Annotated in this window: 15 protein-coding genes; 1 reads left to right on the plus strand and 14 read right to left on the minus strand. The window is 43.6% G+C overall.

Annotated elements, in window-relative coordinates; genetic code table 11:
* Positions 1–3: 3 nt before the first annotated feature.
* The 12 genes from CW740_RS06540 to ppsA all read right to left on the minus strand — a co-directional run bounded on the left by CW740_RS06540 (position 4) and on the right by ppsA (position 13,279).
* Positions 4–1,701: an acyl-CoA dehydrogenase family protein gene (locus CW740_RS06540; protein ID WP_106646767.1), complete on the minus strand. Its 1,698-nt coding sequence runs from the start codon at positions 1,699–1,701 to the stop codon at positions 4–6.
* 142 nt (positions 1,702–1,843) lie between these two features.
* The gene (locus CW740_RS06545; RefSeq protein WP_106646768.1) at positions 1,844–3,529 is read right to left on the minus strand and encodes an alanine/glycine:cation symporter family protein; all 1,686 of its coding nucleotides are present in this window, start codon (positions 3,527–3,529) and stop codon (positions 1,844–1,846) included.
* A gap of 77 nt (positions 3,530–3,606) precedes the next feature.
* A complete protein-coding gene (gene dinB / locus CW740_RS06550; RefSeq protein ID WP_106646769.1) occupies positions 3,607–4,713 on the minus strand; it encodes a DNA polymerase IV in 1,107 nt (368 codons plus the stop codon).
* 63 nt (positions 4,714–4,776) lie between these two features.
* Positions 4,777–6,132, minus strand: a complete 1,356-nt coding sequence (locus CW740_RS06555) for an ATP-binding protein (RefSeq protein ID WP_106646770.1) — start codon at positions 6,130–6,132, stop codon at positions 4,777–4,779.
* Positions 6,129–6,803, minus strand: a complete 675-nt coding sequence (locus CW740_RS06560; protein WP_106646771.1) for a response regulator transcription factor — start codon at positions 6,801–6,803, stop codon at positions 6,129–6,131. The genes CW740_RS06555 and CW740_RS06560 overlap by 4 nt, the downstream gene beginning before the upstream one ends.
* A 71-nt stretch (positions 6,804–6,874) precedes the next feature.
* Positions 6,875–7,165 (minus strand): PepSY domain-containing protein, encoded by a 291-nt coding sequence (locus CW740_RS06565; protein ID WP_106646772.1) that lies wholly within the window; start codon positions 7,163–7,165, stop codon positions 6,875–6,877.
* Positions 7,166–7,192: 27 nt separating this feature from the next.
* Positions 7,193–7,714: a glycine zipper 2TM domain-containing protein gene (locus CW740_RS06570; RefSeq protein WP_106646773.1), complete on the minus strand. Its 522-nt coding sequence runs from the start codon at positions 7,712–7,714 to the stop codon at positions 7,193–7,195.
* A gap of 128 nt (positions 7,715–7,842) precedes the next feature.
* Positions 7,843–8,094 carry a GlsB/YeaQ/YmgE family stress response membrane protein gene (locus tag CW740_RS06575; RefSeq protein WP_018624807.1) on the minus strand — a complete coding sequence of 84 codons (252 nt, stop codon included), beginning with the start codon at positions 8,092–8,094 and terminating at the stop codon, positions 7,843–7,845.
* A 43-nt stretch (positions 8,095–8,137) separates the two neighbouring features.
* Positions 8,138–9,778 carry an AMP-binding protein gene (locus CW740_RS06580; RefSeq protein ID WP_106646774.1) on the minus strand — a complete coding sequence of 547 codons (1,641 nt, stop codon included), beginning with the start codon at positions 9,776–9,778 and terminating at the stop codon, positions 8,138–8,140.
* Positions 9,779–9,790: 12 nt separating this feature from the next.
* On the minus strand, positions 9,791–10,231 hold the full coding sequence (locus CW740_RS06585) for a GNAT family N-acetyltransferase (RefSeq protein WP_106646775.1): 441 nt from the start codon (positions 10,229–10,231) through the stop codon (positions 9,791–9,793).
* A 159-nt stretch (positions 10,232–10,390) separates the two neighbouring features.
* The gene (locus tag CW740_RS06590) at positions 10,391–10,777 is read right to left on the minus strand and encodes a hypothetical protein (protein WP_106646776.1); all 387 of its coding nucleotides are present in this window, start codon (positions 10,775–10,777) and stop codon (positions 10,391–10,393) included.
* Between the two features lie 132 nt (positions 10,778–10,909).
* On the minus strand, positions 10,910–13,279 hold the full coding sequence (gene ppsA, locus CW740_RS06595) for a phosphoenolpyruvate synthase (RefSeq protein WP_106646777.1): 2,370 nt from the start codon (positions 13,277–13,279) through the stop codon (positions 10,910–10,912).
* A 143-nt stretch (positions 13,280–13,422) separates the two neighbouring features.
* On the opposite strand from ppsA, the gene ppsR reads away from it, so the two are divergent.
* Positions 13,423–14,244, plus strand: coding sequence for a posphoenolpyruvate synthetase regulatory kinase/phosphorylase PpsR (gene ppsR / locus CW740_RS06600; RefSeq protein ID WP_018624802.1), 822 nt, complete (start codon positions 13,423–13,425; stop codon positions 14,242–14,244).
* 280 nt (positions 14,245–14,524) lie between these two features.
* Here ppsR and astE read toward each other — a convergent pair whose 3' ends face one another.
* Together astE and CW740_RS06610 are read right to left on the minus strand one after the other, a co-directional pair.
* On the minus strand, positions 14,525–15,553 hold the full coding sequence (gene astE / locus CW740_RS06605; protein ID WP_106646778.1) for a succinylglutamate desuccinylase: 1,029 nt from the start codon (positions 15,551–15,553) through the stop codon (positions 14,525–14,527).
* Positions 15,554–15,561: 8 nt separating this feature from the next.
* Positions 15,562–16,419, minus strand: coding sequence for a M23 family metallopeptidase (locus tag CW740_RS06610; RefSeq protein ID WP_106646779.1), 858 nt, complete (start codon positions 16,417–16,419; stop codon positions 15,562–15,564).
* Position 16,420: the final 1 nt, after the last annotated feature.

The raw sequence follows: 16,420 nt of genomic DNA on the forward strand, positions 1-16,420 counted from the left end.
GGCCTATAGCCCCAGTTCGTTTTCGATACTTTTTTTCAGACCGTAAGCCCTCGGTAATAAACGCTTAAAGTAGAACTCCATAGACTCGCGCTTACTATCCTGCCCCGCTTCAGCCATTTTTAACCATAAATAAGCGTAGAGACTTAATGCCATGAAGTGTAGGTAATCACAGGCAATATATTGCTGCTTATCATGGTCGTCAGAGAAATTCTCTACTACTTTATACGACAAGTCTTCCAGACCATTTAGTTGCTCAATTAATAATGACTTTTGTGCAGAGTCACTGAAACCTTCAATGTCCACACGCATATCGGTCAGTAGCTCAGACAGGAATGCGCCTTTATTAGCAACAATTTTACGGCCAATTAAGTCAAGCGCTTGAATACCATTAGTACCTTCGTAAATCTGAGCAATGCGGGCATCACGAACGTGCTGCTCCATGCCCCACTCTCTTACGTATCCATGGCCGCCAAATACTTGCTGTCCGATAGTGCAGACTTCGTAACCTATGTCAGTGAAAAACGCTTTCGCCACAGGCGTTAGTAATGCAGCCATGTTCTGTGCTTTTGCAATCACAGCATCGTCTGTTGAGTGGAAGGCCTCATCCAGCCAGGCACCAAGCCAAACAGCTAATGCTCTACCAGCCTGAGTGTAGCACTGCATGGTTTTCAGCATACGTTGAACATCGCCATGACGGATTATAGGCGCTGTCCCCTCAACACCTTCAGCACGCCCCTGCAAACGCTCATTGGCGTAATCGAATGCCTGCTGATAAGACATTTCACCTAAACCAATCCCCTGCAGACCAATAGATAAACGCTCTAGATTCATCATGGTAAACATGCAGCGTAAACCCTGATGAGGACCGTCAATGATAAAGCCTGTCGCATTATCCATGTTCATCACACAGGTTGATGAAGCCTTAATCCCCATCTTATGCTCAATCGAACCACAACGAATAGCATTGCGCTCACCAATAGAGCCGTCATCATTGACCATAAACTTAGGAACAAGAAACAGGCTGATACCTTTAGGACCAGCAGGTGCATCGGGAAGACGGGCAAGAACCAGGTGGATGATATTATCCGCCATGTCATGCTCACCGCCGGTGATAAATATTTTTGAGCCTGATAGTTTGTAGCTGCCATCTTCTTGAGGCTCTGCCTTAGTTTTAAGAATACCCAGGTCCGAGCCAGCATGGGCTTCAGTCAAACACATGGAACCTGACCATTCACCACTGATTAGTTTTGGTAAATACTTATCTTTAGTGGCGTCATCAGCGTGCGCCTGTAATAAATGATAAGCACCCGCTGTAAGACTTCCATAGAGGCAGAATGAAGTGTTAGTTGCATAAAACATTTCTTCGACTAAAACGTGTAATGCTTTAGGCAAACCCTGTCCACCATACTGTGGATTAGCTGTAAGAGACTGCCAGCCGCCTTCAACATAAGCCTGATAAGCTTCCTTGAAGCCTTTTGGAGTTGTCACAACACCGTCATCATACTGACAGCCTTCTTCATCACCTGAACGATTGATAGGCTGTAGCACATTGGTAGAAAACTTACCTGCCTCCTCAAGAATGGCAGCATAAAGTTCAGAATCAAAATCAGCAAAATCAGCAATACCCTTGAATCTTTGTTCAAGGTTAAAAACGTCTTTGATAAGAAACATCATGTCATCAACAGGTGCTTGGTATTGCATTATTACTCCTCAATTTACTGGCCTATATATCGCTGGCATAAAAAAACTCTGGTGACCGCAGCGATTGCCGTGGTCAGACCAGAGTCAGTATAGGAAAAAATTAAAGAGTTTGTCTAGTGGTTATACCACTAGACGAGGCTATTTAATCAGCACCACTCGATTTAAAATTGTTCCAGTAGTCTTTAACTGTGTTCTTCATATCCTTATGCAGAAGCAATATGCCAATAAGGTTCGGAATGGTCATCAGAGCCACAGTCACATAGGCCAGCGTCCAGACCACCGTTGAATCCACAATAGCACCAAGGAAGAACAAAGCAACAAAAGCAATCCTGTATGGCAGAACGGACTTCGGTCCAAACAGATAGATTGCGGCTCTATCGCCATAATAAGACCACGCGATAGCGGTTGTGAAAGCGAACAACAACAAACCTAATGACACAACGTATTTACCACTCTCACCCATGTAGCCCTTGGTGAAAGCAACCGCCGTTAGCTCTGCTGAGTGGATAAGTGATTTACCCTCCACAACAATCGTTGAATCTTCCAATGTACCGTTAGAAACAGGAATTTCGCCGGTGATAGGATTACCATCTTTATCTTTATAGATAACGTCTTCAGCAATCGAGCGAGCATTTAGCAATGTGAAGCCATCAGAAATCGCTTTACCATTTTGCAACGAAATGGTTCCAGTGAACTCTTTAACTTCAGAAGGAACTGAGCGTTTTTCATCCAGGTGAATCATTAGCTTGTTAACGTCTTCAGGGTTGTTATCGGTATAGTCGCCGACAACAAACTCCATATCAGTACGATCAAAAGTATTCTGATGTTTTTCACTCCAGACACCTGAAGATAAGATAACCAGACCGGTCAACGTACAGATAATGATGGTGTCGATAAAAGGCTCAAGTAACGAAACCATACCCTCAGAGGCAGGCTCTTTACCTTTAGCTGCTGAGTGAGCAATTGCCGCTGAACCCTGACCCGCTTCGTTCGAGAACAAACCGCGGTTAACACCACGATCCATAGCATAGGCGAAACTGGCACCAAGGAAACCACCTACTGCTGCAGAACCCGAGAAGATACTGCCGAAAATAGCCTGGAATGATGGAATAATATTTTCGTAGTTATAACCGATAACCAATAAAGCGCCGACAACATAAACAACCGCCATGAATGGAACGATTTTTTCGGCAACTTTTGCAATACGTTTAATACCGCCGATAATGACTAATGCCAATAGAACTGCTAGAACACCGCCAGTTACCCACTCTTCAATATTAAAAGTAGTATTCATAACCTGGGCAATGTTGTTAATTTGAGGCATGTTACCGCTGCCGATAGAACTGATAATAGTTGCCAGTGCAAATATTAACGCCAACCATTTCATGTTCAATTTCTTTTCCATGTAATACATGGGGCCACCGGCCATGGTGCCATCTTCAGTTTTTTCACGGTATTTATGTGACAAGGTCACTTCAACAAATTTAGTTGTCATACCAAAGAATGCGGTTACCCACATCCAGAACAAAGCAGCGGGACCACCAATGAAAATCGCCAGAGCAACGCCACCGATATTACCGGTACCAACCGTACCTGATAAGGCAGTGGTTAGTGCCTGAAAGTGGGAAGTATCTCCAGGAGAGTCTTTTTTAGCATATTGGCCACGAACAATACGAGTTGCCTGACCAAAATAGCGAATTTGAGGAAAACCTAGATAAAGTGTGAAGAAAACGCCCACACCTATTAATAAATAAGGGAAATATCCTGCTGAGCCAAGAAACCCGTCAATATATAAAAGTGCATTATTAATTGTTTCGACGATATCCAAAATCGGAGCCCCATTGTTAATTTGTTAGAATCTTTGAGTGGCATAACCTTACCACAAGTATAAAAAGCTTGGCTAGACTACCCAAAATCATCTTCTAAGTCACTATATTCTAAGGGTAGCTGAACAAAGTTAGTGGATTCCGAGGCCTGGAATCGAACCCCAATACCGAGTAACCGAACCGTTTTTTGACGTCGATGAAAGCCCTCTTCCATCAATTCATAGAATAAATCATCATTGATTCCGAAACTGGTTCGTTCCACTGTTGTGGCAGTGAAATCACTGAATTTTAGCTTCGCAAACAACTTATTGACCGGTGCCGACACGCCAGAGCGAGCAACCCGTCGTTTCAGGGTTTGCAATAAATCAGGCATTTCATCCAGACAGTCTTGCAATGTAACCAAGTCCTGATCATAGGTGTTTTCAACACTCAACGATTTTCTGGGGTAATGGGTGATAACTGATCTATGGTCAATCCCACGAGCCAACTCGTAGAGCCTTTGCCCAAAGCTGCCGAAAGCCTTGCTGAGTGTTAACAGGTCAATTTCCCGTAATTCCTTACAATTTTCGATCCCCATACGATGCAGCTTTTCGGTGGTTTTCTTGCCTACCCCGTGAATTTTGGCAACCGGCAACTGTTTAACAAAGTCATCAACTTCATCCGGAGTAATAACAAATTGTCCATTTGGTTTATTCCAGTCAGAGGCAATCTTGGCCAGAAACTTATTGGGGGCAACGCCTGCTGAGGCAGTGAGCTGAAGCTTCTCGAAGATTTGATAGCGTATGGCCTGCGCGATGAAAGTGGCGCTACCCTTATACTCGGTGCAGTCAGTGACATCTAGATAGGCTTCATCCAGTGATAATGGCTCAATCAAATCAGTATATTGAGCGAATATCTCTCGAATGACTTTTGAGTCGTGTCGGTATTTATCAAAGTTTGGATGGACTATGACAAGCCCCGGGCAAAGGCGTCGTGCATAAGCTGATGGCATCGCTGAACGAACACCATAGGATCGGGCTTCATAGTTACAGGTAGCAATGACTCCCCTCTTATCGGGTGAGCCGCCAACTGCAACGGGCTGATTTTTCAGCGAGGGTTCGTCGCGCATTTCGATGGCCGCGTAATAACAGTCCATATCAACATGGATAATTTTACGGACTGGCTCATTCGATTCTTGCTGCGACATTTATACTAAAGGTTTATCAAAAAAGTCAGTTTACACCATGCCGGAAGCATGAAGAATCATTCATTAAAAAACCAGCTTAACCAGTGCGCCGCCCAGTTTACTGCTATCAATGTCAATTTCACCGCGATAGGCATCAACAATCTCCTTGACCACTGACATACCAATTCCCTGCCCCTCAACAGATTCATCTAGTCGTTTGCCTCGTGTAAGTACTGCCAAACGCACCTCCTCAGCTATACCTGGCCCATCATCTTCTATTTGGATAACAGTTTTGAGGCCCTGCTGCTGTGCGCTTATCTTCACTTTCTGCTTTGCCCATTTACAGGCGTTATCAAGCAGGTTACCGCAGATTTCATAAAGGTCTCCTTCATTGAGCAGCACTTTGATCGAATCAGAAATATCCATCTTGATATAAATGCCTTTATGTGAATAAACCTTTTCAAGGCCTTTAACCAGCTTGGAAATTGCTGGTTTTAGAGAAATCGACTTCATCATAACCTGTGGCCCGCTGGTCGCGCGTTGCAACTGATAACCAACGATTTGATTCATGCGTTGAAGTTGTTCGCTGCAGATCCGCTCAAGATCCTGCTTCTCAGCTTCATTTTGCAGTGCTGCCTGCATAACGGCCAATGGCGTTTTCAAGCTGTGTGCCAGATTTCCCAGAGTTTCTTTATAGCGCTTACTTTGGTGGCGTTCGTTACTAATAAAACGATTAATGTTATGAGTTAACAGTCTAATTTCCTGCGGGTAGCGATCGGAAAGTTTATCCAACAAACCTTGCTCAACTCTCCTTAGTTCCTTAACCGCCTGACGAATCGGTTTAAGCGTCCAGCGTAAGACCACAAACAGAATGAGTATTAATGATGCGGCCAATCCTGCAAGCCACATCCAAAGCGTATTTCTGTAAGTTTCTATTACCTGATTAAAGGGACGCTTATTCTCGAGAATAACAAAATGGTAAAGTGAAACTTCACCGCTTTCGGACTCCCATTCAGCAATATAGTGAAACTGGAAATAGTCCTCTCCTGCTAGAGAGATCGAATCCAGTGTTGGTTCACCCGGAAGGGTTAATGGCAAGGGAATTTTGCCCTGTTCTATGGCATAGGTTGATGACAGCGACTGCCAAATGAGACTCTCGGTTTCATCATAAACTAAAGCAGATATGCCACTACCATATTGATTAAAACGCTTGTCGGAGGGAATCTCCTCAGGAAGGTATAATTCACCAGGTTCGAGCTGGTCTGCTACTGATAATAAGCTATAAAACTGTGCAAAAAGGCGCTCAAAAGTTGCCTGCCGAATTCCTGCCTTATAAGTATTCAATAAAATGAAGCTCATGGCAGCAATAAAAAATACCAGCACAACACTGGTATTTAATAAAATGCGTTTCTGTAATGAGTAGGAGTGATTTAAGCTCACAGGTCTGCTCTTAGTCGATAGCCTCTTCCACGCAATGTATCAATCGGCTTAATGGTGCCATCAGGATCAATTTTCTTACGCAGACGCCCAACGAAAACTTCCAGCACATTAGAATCACGATCATAATCCTGAGCATATAGATGTTCAGTAAGCTCTGTTTTGGACACAACCTTGTCAGGATTCAGCATCAGGTACTCAAGTACTTTGTACTCATAGGCAGTCAAATCCATCACCTGCCCATTGACCTTAACTTCCTGTTTCAAACTGTTAAGGCTAATTGGTCCTTTAACTATTTCTGGCTTGGCATAGCCGGAAGCTCGACGTAATAATGCATTAATGCGGGCCAGCAACTCTTCGGTCTGGAAAGGTTTGACTAGATAATCGTCAGCACCCGCAGCAAGCCCATCCACTTTATCCTGCCAGTGACCACGTGCCGTTAAAATCAGTACTGGAAACTGTACGTCTTCATCTCGTAATGTGGAGATAACTTCCATGCCAGAGATATCGGGCAAGCCTAAATCGAAAATACCAAGGTCGAACTGATACTCTCGCGCCAGGTATAAGGCTTCTTCACCATTAGGCGCTTCCTCTACCACATAATTCTGCGCCTTTAAGGCACTGACCAGTTGCTGACGCAACGCATCATCATCTTCAACCAGTAATAATTTCATACCCTATTCCACCCCATTCCTTAAAAAAGACTTTTTGCTTTTAACTCATAAAAGCTACATAGGTTTGTTCGCTAGCTAATCACTCGACCATTACAGGCATTAACCAACACATGGCTCACGCGACCACTTTTACTTAATACCTTAACCCGATAAACGGGAGGTCTACGATTCATGTTTAAAGATGCAGACAGTACACGGCCATCTGTCTGTTGTGCGACTGCACTCATGGCCGCACTTTTACCAATTGGAACGCAGGGCTGCTCCTTGCGCTCCACCTTGGTATCAATGCGAACACCTACGGCTTCTGCCGAGTTAAACATTAACGCCGACAATGCCAAGAAAACTATCACTAAATATTTCATAATAACCTTTATTGAATGGCTATGAAATTAATGTCTGTAACCACGACCGGGTCTAACACTGACCTCAACATCAATCCAGCGACCAGGATCATAATCCATAAAAGTGGTGTAGCGCTGGCCTTTATATTTGTAGGTGACATTATAGCCAATAATAGCCGCATGACCATATCGCTCTTCCACCCTATCACAACGGTAATGAGTATCACGACCTTTGTCAGCAACTGATTGCCCAATAGCTGAACCAACAACAGCGCCTGCGACAGAACCTAATCGTTTTTCACCGCGGTCACCGCCAAGTTTATAGCCAACAACGCTACCCACTACCGCACCGACAATCGAGCCTTTACGGCGATCTCTGTCAGAGCTTACTGGGTAACAACGCTCTCTTGGATAGCGACTTTCGCTATAGCCTGAAATTGGCTCTACATGAACAACTTTAGCGCGTTCATAGCGAACATTGTCATAGTGTCTGTAGTCATCACGAGCATTGGCAGCGCTAGCCAAACCAAGACTGGCGACGATTGATGTAATTAGAATTAATTTTTTCATACACAATACCTCTGATTGTGGATGGAACCTGTAATACAGGTTCCTCAACTTTAGGGTAAGTGTAGAGAGATCTAGCTGAATACTATCTGAATTAGTATTGCTTAAAATAATGAAAACAGATAAGAAGCCTACTTTTTAGCAAACATACGCTGTAATGCCAATAAAATCACTGCCCCAAGGGTGGCTGTTAGTAACGTCTTGATATTAAAGCCTGAAACTTCGCCAAAGCCGAAGAAGCTACCGACGTAACCACCCAAAATAGCACCAACGATACCAATCACAATGGTCATGATAATACCTTCGTTTCGAGCGCTTGGTATGATGGCTTTAGCCAAAATGCCGGCAATGAGGCCAACAAAAATCCACGTTAAAAAACCCATAATTATCTCCTTCAGTTAAAAATATTGAGTAGCCAATAAAGAATTAATCCCAAATGACGACTTCCTGCTTTTTATAATGCTTTTCAACAATTGACTGATAATGCTTTTCAACCTGCTGACGGCGCACTTTGAGTGTTGGAGTAATCAAACCATTCTCAGTAGTCCACGCTTCATCAACAAAAATCAGCTTAGATAAGCGCTCATGCTTTTCAAGCTGGTTATTCAATTTCTGCAAAGTCTGTTCGCTTTCCTGGGTGAATGCCGCACGATCTTTGATCGTCTTGTTATGAATTGAGGCCACAGCAACCGGTGAAGGCATGCCATCACCAATAACACAAAGATGCTCAACTCCCAGCTCAGGCTCTAATTTTGCCTCAATAGGTGCTGGTGAAACGTACTTGCCTTTGGACGTTTTAAAAATGTCCTTAACCCGACCTGTAATGAATAAAAATCCGTCGTTATCAATACTGCCAATATCACCCGTATGAAAGTATCCTTCCTCATCGATAACTTCTGAGGTTTTAATGGGTTCCTTATAGTAACCTTTCATTAAACAGGGACTTCTCAAAAGAATCTCACCGCTTTCAGCCAGCACGGCCTCGGCAGTTGGCATGGTCACACCCACAGAGCCTTTCTTTCTACAACTTGGTTTACTCGCGTGAGAAAATGCCATGGTTTCAGTTAAGCCGTAGGCCTCACAAATTTGCAGCCCAAGACTGTCAAAGAAATCCATGGTTGCTTTAGGAAGAGCCGCGGCACCGGACAGTACGATTTTCGCCTGATCAAGGCCAAGACCTTCTAAAACTTTCTTACGAATAATGTTTTTAATGATCGGTAGTTTCAGCAATAACCATAGCTTTCTTTTACCAACCTTATCTTCAATTCCTTGTTGGAACTTAAGCCAGATACGCGGAACACCAAAAAAGATGGTCGGACGGACAGAAACAATATTTTCCTGAAAACGATCCAGCGATTCTGTAAAGGAGATTACACTTCCCGTATGGATACTAATGATTTCGGTGAGCTCTCGCTCCGCACAATGTGCAAGCGGTAAGTATGAAAATGCTCGTTCTTGTCCAATATCCACAAACTGAGCAGCAGCCGCAGCACCATTAGACAAGGCTCGATAATCAATCATGACCCCTTTGGGAATACCTGTTGTGCCGGAGGTATAAACGATAGTTGCCAGCTCGTCCAAATCAGGTATTGGGGACTCTGACATGGGTTCTGTTTCAGCTATAACCTCATCCCACTCTTTAATACCTGAGTGAGGCTGATAGAAGCCAATCTTTGGAAGGTCATTGGCAACGGCTTCTTTTTTAGCAGCCCAGTCTGGAAGTTTTCCTACAAACAAAAGCTTGGATTCACTGTGCTCCAGAATGGTCGCGATAGTTTCCTTGCCAGCAGTTGGATAAATTGGCACTGAAATATGACCAGCCATCATGATTGCCAGATCCGCCATAATCCAATGAGAACAGTTAAGCGATAAAATCGCCACTTTGCTTTTCGGCGGCAGACTGGTTTTCAAATACTGCGCCATCTTTCGAACCTGCTGCCCTACTTCATGCCAGGTGTATTCCTTCCAATCATTACCAAAGGGTTGTCGCAAGAACACCTGTTCGGACGCAACGGTTTCCCAGTGGTAAAATGCTTTGAGGGTTGGTTCTAAGCTTAACTGACTCATAAATTATTCTCTTTATACTAAAGTTTTAGACATGAAATAGTGAGGGCCAATTCCGGGGAGTTGGAACTCATCTCCCTTTATAACAAAATTGAGCTTACTGTAAAATGGTATGGCTTCTACGCGAGCATTGCACCAAATCACTTCGCCTCCACTTTGCGAACAAAACCGAAGGCCTTCCTCTAACAAGCGCGCCCCTACTCCTTGCTTACGATAATCAGGATCTGTTGCCATTCCTCGTAAGCGCCATACGTTATCTGAAGCCTCATAAGAATGAGGCTCGGGATAGAAAGAAGCAATCCCGATTACTTTATCCCCATCAAAACATGCAACGTGGAAGCACCCCTCAACTGCATCTTCCTGATAAGTGCATTCGGATATTGGTCTGCCAGTGCGAAGCACTTTATGACGAAGTGGGATAATGACCTCTAAAGGCACTGTTTTTATGGCATACATTTTGTTAGCTGCTCTTAGGATGTTAGCAATTGACGAAAACTGGTTAACTCTCTAATTTATATACTATTCATGCGCTCTTATCCAACAAAATACACTAGATACAAAAAAGCCACTCGATTGAGTGGCTTTTTGATGAACTTACTTAAGTATGAAGTTGAATTACTGGTCATCACCAGTCTTTTCTTCAACCGCTTCTTCAGCTTCTTCAAGTTCTTCTTCAGCTGAATGCATCATCGCTTCTGCTTCTGCTTCAGCATCTTCAACCATCTGTTCAGCCTCAGCTTCAGCTTCATCTACAAGCTCTGCAGCCTCTTCCTTAGTTTCCTGATAGTTTTCCTCAGCAGCTTCTTGCAATGAAGTCACTGTTTCTTCAGTAGTCTCAGTAGTGTCTTCCATCGCTTTTTCAGTTGCTTCAACAGCTTCTGCAGTCGCTTCTTTCACTTCCTCAACTGCTTCCTGAGTTTCCTCTTTTACAGATTCTTTCTTATCATCGCTACAAGCAACAGCCAGTGTTGATGCTAAAAGTGCAATAGCTAAACGTTTCATTTCCTATCTCCTCCTCGGATTATTTACTTATAAGTAAAGTCACAAAAAATTTTTTCATAACCTTTTTATAGAACTTGAGCCTTAATACTTACAATACCAAGGCTCAAGCAGTAAATAATACAACAAGTTAGATTACTTTTTCGCCAAGAAAAGCCACGTTTCGAGAACTGTGTCAGGATTTAATGAAACACTGTCAATGCCCTGCTCCATCAACCACTTAGCTAAATCAGGGTGGTCTGATGGTCCCTGACCACAAATACCAATGTATTTGTTAGCCTTTTTACAGGCCTTGATGGCATTGGCTAACAGAACTTTAACCGTTGGGTCACGCTCATCAAATAGGTGCGAAATAATGCCTGAATCACGATCCAGACCCAATGAAAGCTGGGTAAGATCGTTTGAGCCCACTGAGAAGCCATCAAAGAACTTGAGGAATTCCTGAGCAAGAATGGCATTTGAAGGCAGCTCACACATCATAATTACGCGTAAACCGTTGTCACCACGACGCAGACCATTCTCAGCCAACAACTCAATAACTTTTTCCGCTTCACCAAGAGTACGCACGAATGGAATCATAACTTCTACGTTATTGAAGCCCATCTTGTTACGAACACGCTTGATGGCTTCGCACTCCAGTTCAAAGCACTCACGGAACTCTTCTGAGATGTAACGAGAAGCACCACGGAAACCAAGCATTGGGTTTTCTTCATGCGGCTCATATAAATGACCGCCAATCAGGTTCGCGTATTCATTCGACTTGAAGTCAGACATACGAACAATGACTTTCTCCGGCGCAAACGCACAGGCGATTGTTGAAATACCCTCAACCAGCTTGCTGATATAGAATTCTTTAGGGTTTGGATAACCAGCCATTTGCATGGCAATGGTTTTCTTAAGGCTTTCATCTTCCAGCTTGTCATAATCCAACAAGGCTTTTGGATGCACGCCAATCATGCGATTGATGATGAACTCAAGACGAGCAAGACCAACACCCGAATTCGGTAATTGACCAAAATCGAAAGCACGATCAGGGTTACCCACATTCATCATAATTTTGAATGGTAGCTCAGGCATGTCCTCAACAGAGTCTTTACTGACTTCGAAGTCCAATAGACCTGAGTAGATTTTACCGGTATCGCCTTCAGCACAAGATACGGTTACTTCAACACCATTCTTAATACGGTCGGTGGCATCGCCACAACCTACAACCGCAGGAATACCAAGTTCACGCGCAATAATTGCAGCGTGACATGTGCGGCCACCACGGTTAGTAACAATTGCAGCAGCACGCTTCATTACTGGCTCCCAATCTGGGTCGGTCATGTCAGTAACCAATACGTCACCAGGCTGTACGCTTGCCATTTCATCAATAGAGCTGATGACACGAGCTTTACCCTTGCCTATTTTCTGACCAATTGCGCGACCTGTAGCCACAACATCAGAAGTATTTTTTAGGCGGTAGCGCTCAATGATATTTTTGTCTGAACGACTCTTAACCGTTTCTGGACGGGCCTGAACGATATAAATTTTGCCATCAGCGCCATCTTTGGCCCATTCGATATCCATTGGGCGCTTGTAATGCTGCTCAATGATCATAGCCTGCTTGGCAAGTTCCTGAACTTCTGCATTATTGATACAGAATTGCATACGCTCATTTACTTCTACATCTACAGTTTCAACAGTTTTGCCATGGTCCGTATCATTGGTGTAAACCATCTTGATGGCTTTACCGCCCAAGGTTTTACGAACGATTGACTGGCGACCTTCAGCCAAAGCTGGCTTATAGACATAAAACTCGTCCGGGTTTACTGCGCCCTGAACAACTGTTTCGCCCAGACCATAAGCACCGGTAATGAAAACTACATCGTTAAAGCCAGACTCTGTATCCATAGTAAACATCACACCACTGGCGGCGATATCACTACGGACCATTTTTTGAACACCGGCAGATAAAGCTACCAATGAATGCTCAAAGCCTTGGTGGACACGGTAAGCAATAGCACGGTCATTAAACAATGATGCAAACACTTCTTTAAGTGCTTTCATGACATTGTCTAAACCACGAACATTAAGGAAAGTTTCTTGCTGGCCGGCGAATGAGGCATCTGGTAAATCTTCTGCAGTAGCTGATGAGCGGACCGCAACGGCAAAATCATCATTGGCATCAGCTTTTAATTTGGCATAAGCCTCGGTGATAGCCTGCTCCATCTCTGGAATGAAAGGAGTGTCCATGACCCAGCCACGTATTTTGGCACCAACTTCAGCGAGTTTGGTCACGTCATCAACGTCAAGGTTTGCTAACTCTTCGTTGATGCGTTGATTTAAGCCACTTTGCTCAAGGAAAGCACGGAAAGCATCGGCAGTCGTTGCGAAACCATTAGGAACGCTAACACCCATATTGCTTAAGTTACTAATCATTTCCCCAAGTGACGCGTTCTTACCGCCAACGCGTTCAACGTCACCCATCCCAAGTTGGTCATACCAAAGTACGTATTTTTCCAAGGTTCTATCTCCAGTTTATAAATTTGGAATTACCGCAAACCGCCCATTTTTGGCTTATTATCTTGCCGATATTGAGCGTAAATGCTTAAATTCACGAACAAAGTGGTCTTTGTGGCCGCTATTTTACTGATAAATGAGCAAATATGAAACGCACAGTCTTTTTTATTTCCGACCGTACCGGTATTACCTCTGAAATGCTGGGTCAATCGCTGACTTCCCAGTTCGAAGATGAGGTTGAATTCACCTATCACACCATTCCTTTCGTTGACGATATTGATAAAGCCAACGCCGCAGTATCACGGATTAATCAGACCGCTATACGCGATGGCTTCAAGCCCATTGTATTTGAAACCATCGTAAAACCAGACATTCGGAACATCATTACAACTGCAAATGCGCTGCTGGTGGATTTCTTCCACACCTACATCGGCCCTCTTGAGCAAGAATTAGGCGTACACAGTTCATTCCGTGTCGGTAAATCACACTCAACCGATGACCGTCAGGCCTATGACACAAGAATGAGTGCAGTGAACTTTGCTTTGAACAATGACGATGGCGCAACGACTAAACATTACGATCAAGCAGATATCATTCTGGTCGGCCCTTCGCGTTGCGGTAAAACACCAACCTCGCTCTATATGGCGATGCAGTTTGGTATCTTCGCTGCCAACTACCCATTTACAGATGAAGATTTGCCCAATATTAAACTCAAGCCTGGCTTGGCCCAGAACAAGCACAAGCTCTACGGGCTGACCATTGATCCGATGCAGTTACATGAAATTCGTAACAAACGCCGCCCCAACAGCAAATATGCTGCGCTTAATCAATGTATGTTGGAAATTAGAGAAGTAGAAGCTCTGTATCGACGTGAGAAAATACCATTCATTGATACGACTTCACGGTCAGTAGAAGAATTAGCGGTAAAGATTATGGCTGATAAGGAAATTCAGCGAAGGATTTTTTAGAAAGAACATTAATCAACTTTCAATTAAAAGATACTGGATCCCGCGGTCAAGCCGCGGGATGACAGATTAAGTACATAAAGAGTTGTGTTAAAAGAAATCATGAGGTGATGTTTTCTCCTAAAGGTGTCGCTTGAGGCCTCAGTTTTTCAGTTAAGTAAGTAAGAATAACCAAAAATAACCGTTATCCCGCGGCTTGACCGCGGGATCCAGCGCCTGTTATTCAACCATCAAAGCTTTGCTAAGCTATTTAAACAAAACTCATTAAAATAACCCAAAAACTCTAACCCAAACTAACCGGCTCCACCAATAGCGCCATTCTCTGCCCAATTGGGACTTTATTGTTAGGAAATACGATGGCCTCGCCATTGGACTCAATTGAATAAGGTTCTGCAGGATCCGATAACAACTCAAAACCCTGTTCAAACTCTGTAAAATTAGCCAAGTCATCATCAACGTTGAGATGTGAATCATCAGATACTCGTAGCAGCTCTTTCTTAACCGCAAAAAGATTTAGGTCATCAATTTCACGATCATTATTAAAGTGATAATTACTAGCAACTAGTTGTCTGAGACTATTTTCAGCCTGCTCAAAATCTTCACGATTATTCCCACCAAAAGGTTTAACTTTACCCAGTTCGACAGTAAAAGCATCTGCCTTAAAATGATGGCTGGTATGATAGGAAAAGGTAGAGCTTGCTTTATGGTAAAGTAATACCGTGTTAACACCACAGTCCTGCATAAAGGCTAACTGTTCAACCTTATGCTCACGCCCATCAAGATAAGGATAAATAGCAAAACGTTGATGTTTGGAGGCGCGAATAGCGGTATGCAGATCATAGTGATACCGACGCGAGTCTGCTGGTGACTTATCAAAGAAATCCTGCACAGCCTCTTCCAGCCGTTTGGCTCGCAATGCCTCGTAGCAATGTGCATCTGCTTCAAGATAAGACTTCCAATGATGATTGAACATTCGGTTCAAATTAAACTCTAGGAACCGTTCCTGTTGCTGCATCGCTTTTGGGTTGCCAAGCAATATTAATAAATTCACACTCAGTGCTTGAGAACCAACAAGAATATCTCGCACCATATCGCTGATAATTTCCATAGGCGCGGTTTCATTACCATGCACTCCACAGGATAAACATACAAACTGGTCACTGAGCTGATTAGGGACAAACTCAATAATTCCAGCATCATGGAAGATGGCTTTACCCTGCTCTATTTTCAGCTCAAAACGTTCATGCTGTTCAGGGTTCTGACGAACGAAGTCGATAAAATTGAAAGTATTAAAATCTTGTGTCGTTAACATAGTTATAACTATTGCTTAGATTCTGCTTTAGGTTCTGACTCTTCAAATGGTGGAGCCAGTAGTTGTGGATCAAGACGATGATTGAGCCAGTTAATGCGCCAGTCCAGGTGTGGGCCTGTTGCTCGCCCTGTCGCACCAATTCGACCAATAAAGTCACCCTGCTTTACTGGCTCCCCAACTTCCACGTCCACGCTGCTCAAATGCAGAAATGTTGAGTTTACGCCAAATCCATGATCAATGATGATGGTGCCTCCTGAAAAGAACAAGTCAGGATGAGCAAGGCGAACAACACCATCAGCAGGAGCCACCACTTCTGTTCCGGTTGGAGCAGCCACATCAACACCATAATGCGGGCGTTTTGGGTCTCCATTTAAAATCCGCTGGCTGCCATAGAAACCACTCAAACGACCCTTGGCAGGCCAGATGAAATCCTGCATAAAATACTTAAAATCGGTGATTTCAGCTCTTGCTTCAGCAACCAATGCTGTTTCTCGCTTGATACGTTCGAGTACTTCTGGCTTTCTCGGCGTTACCTTTGATGGAGGAAGTCCGTCAATGCGCTCAATGTTGTATTGTCTTTTGCTAATTGATATCGGCTGGGTAACTTTTAAATCACCTTTTGAAATCGTCAGAGTAGCACTTTCGGGCATATCACGATGAAAACCAAATACAAAATAGCCGTCTTCAGAAACTTTAATCTCTTGGCCATCAAACTCAACTTTAGCTCCGGGAACTGTTTGACCAATCACCAGGCCACCTTGAGTAAAGTCACCATTTAGAGACTTCACCATTGGTTCCTCAGCGTAAAGCGCTGGTATTAGATAAACAGAAACCAGCATTACCAATAAAGCAAAAATTCTTTTCATT

It is taken from the genome of Kangiella profundi (assembly GCF_002838765.1).
Taxonomy (GTDB): Bacteria; Pseudomonadota; Gammaproteobacteria; order Enterobacterales; family Kangiellaceae; genus Kangiella; species Kangiella profundi.

Coding starts and splice junctions, on each gene's coding strand:
- CW740_RS06590 (WP_106646776.1), bottom strand. CDS start 10,777: ATGAAACGTTTAGCTATTGCACTTTTAGCATCAACACTGGCTGTTGCT.
- CW740_RS06610 (WP_106646779.1), bottom strand. CDS start 16,419: ATGAAAAGAATTTTTGCTTTATTGGTAATGCTGGTTTCTGTTTATCTA.
- CW740_RS06540 (WP_106646767.1), bottom strand. CDS start 1,701: ATGCAATACCAAGCACCTGTTGATGACATGATGTTTCTTATCAAAGAC.
- dinB (WP_106646769.1), bottom strand. CDS start 4,713: ATGTCGCAGCAAGAATCGAATGAGCCAGTCCGTAAAATTATCCATGTT.
- CW740_RS06575 (WP_018624807.1), bottom strand. CDS start 8,094: ATGGGTTTTTTAACGTGGATTTTTGTTGGCCTCATTGCCGGCATTTTG.
- CW740_RS06580 (WP_106646774.1), bottom strand. CDS start 9,778: ATGAGTCAGTTAAGCTTAGAACCAACCCTCAAAGCATTTTACCACTGG.
- CW740_RS06585 (WP_106646775.1), bottom strand. CDS start 10,231: ATGTATGCCATAAAAACAGTGCCTTTAGAGGTCATTATCCCACTTCGT.
- astE (WP_106646778.1), bottom strand. CDS start 15,553: ATGTTAACGACACAAGATTTTAATACTTTCAATTTTATCGACTTCGTT.
- CW740_RS06565 (WP_106646772.1), bottom strand. CDS start 7,165: ATGAAATATTTAGTGATAGTTTTCTTGGCATTGTCGGCGTTAATGTTT.
- ppsR (WP_018624802.1), top strand. CDS start 13,423: ATGAAACGCACAGTCTTTTTTATTTCCGACCGTACCGGTATTACCTCT.
- CW740_RS06570 (WP_106646773.1), bottom strand. CDS start 7,714: ATGAAAAAATTAATTCTAATTACATCAATCGTCGCCAGTCTTGGTTTG.
- CW740_RS06560 (WP_106646771.1), bottom strand. CDS start 6,803: ATGAAATTATTACTGGTTGAAGATGATGATGCGTTGCGTCAGCAACTG.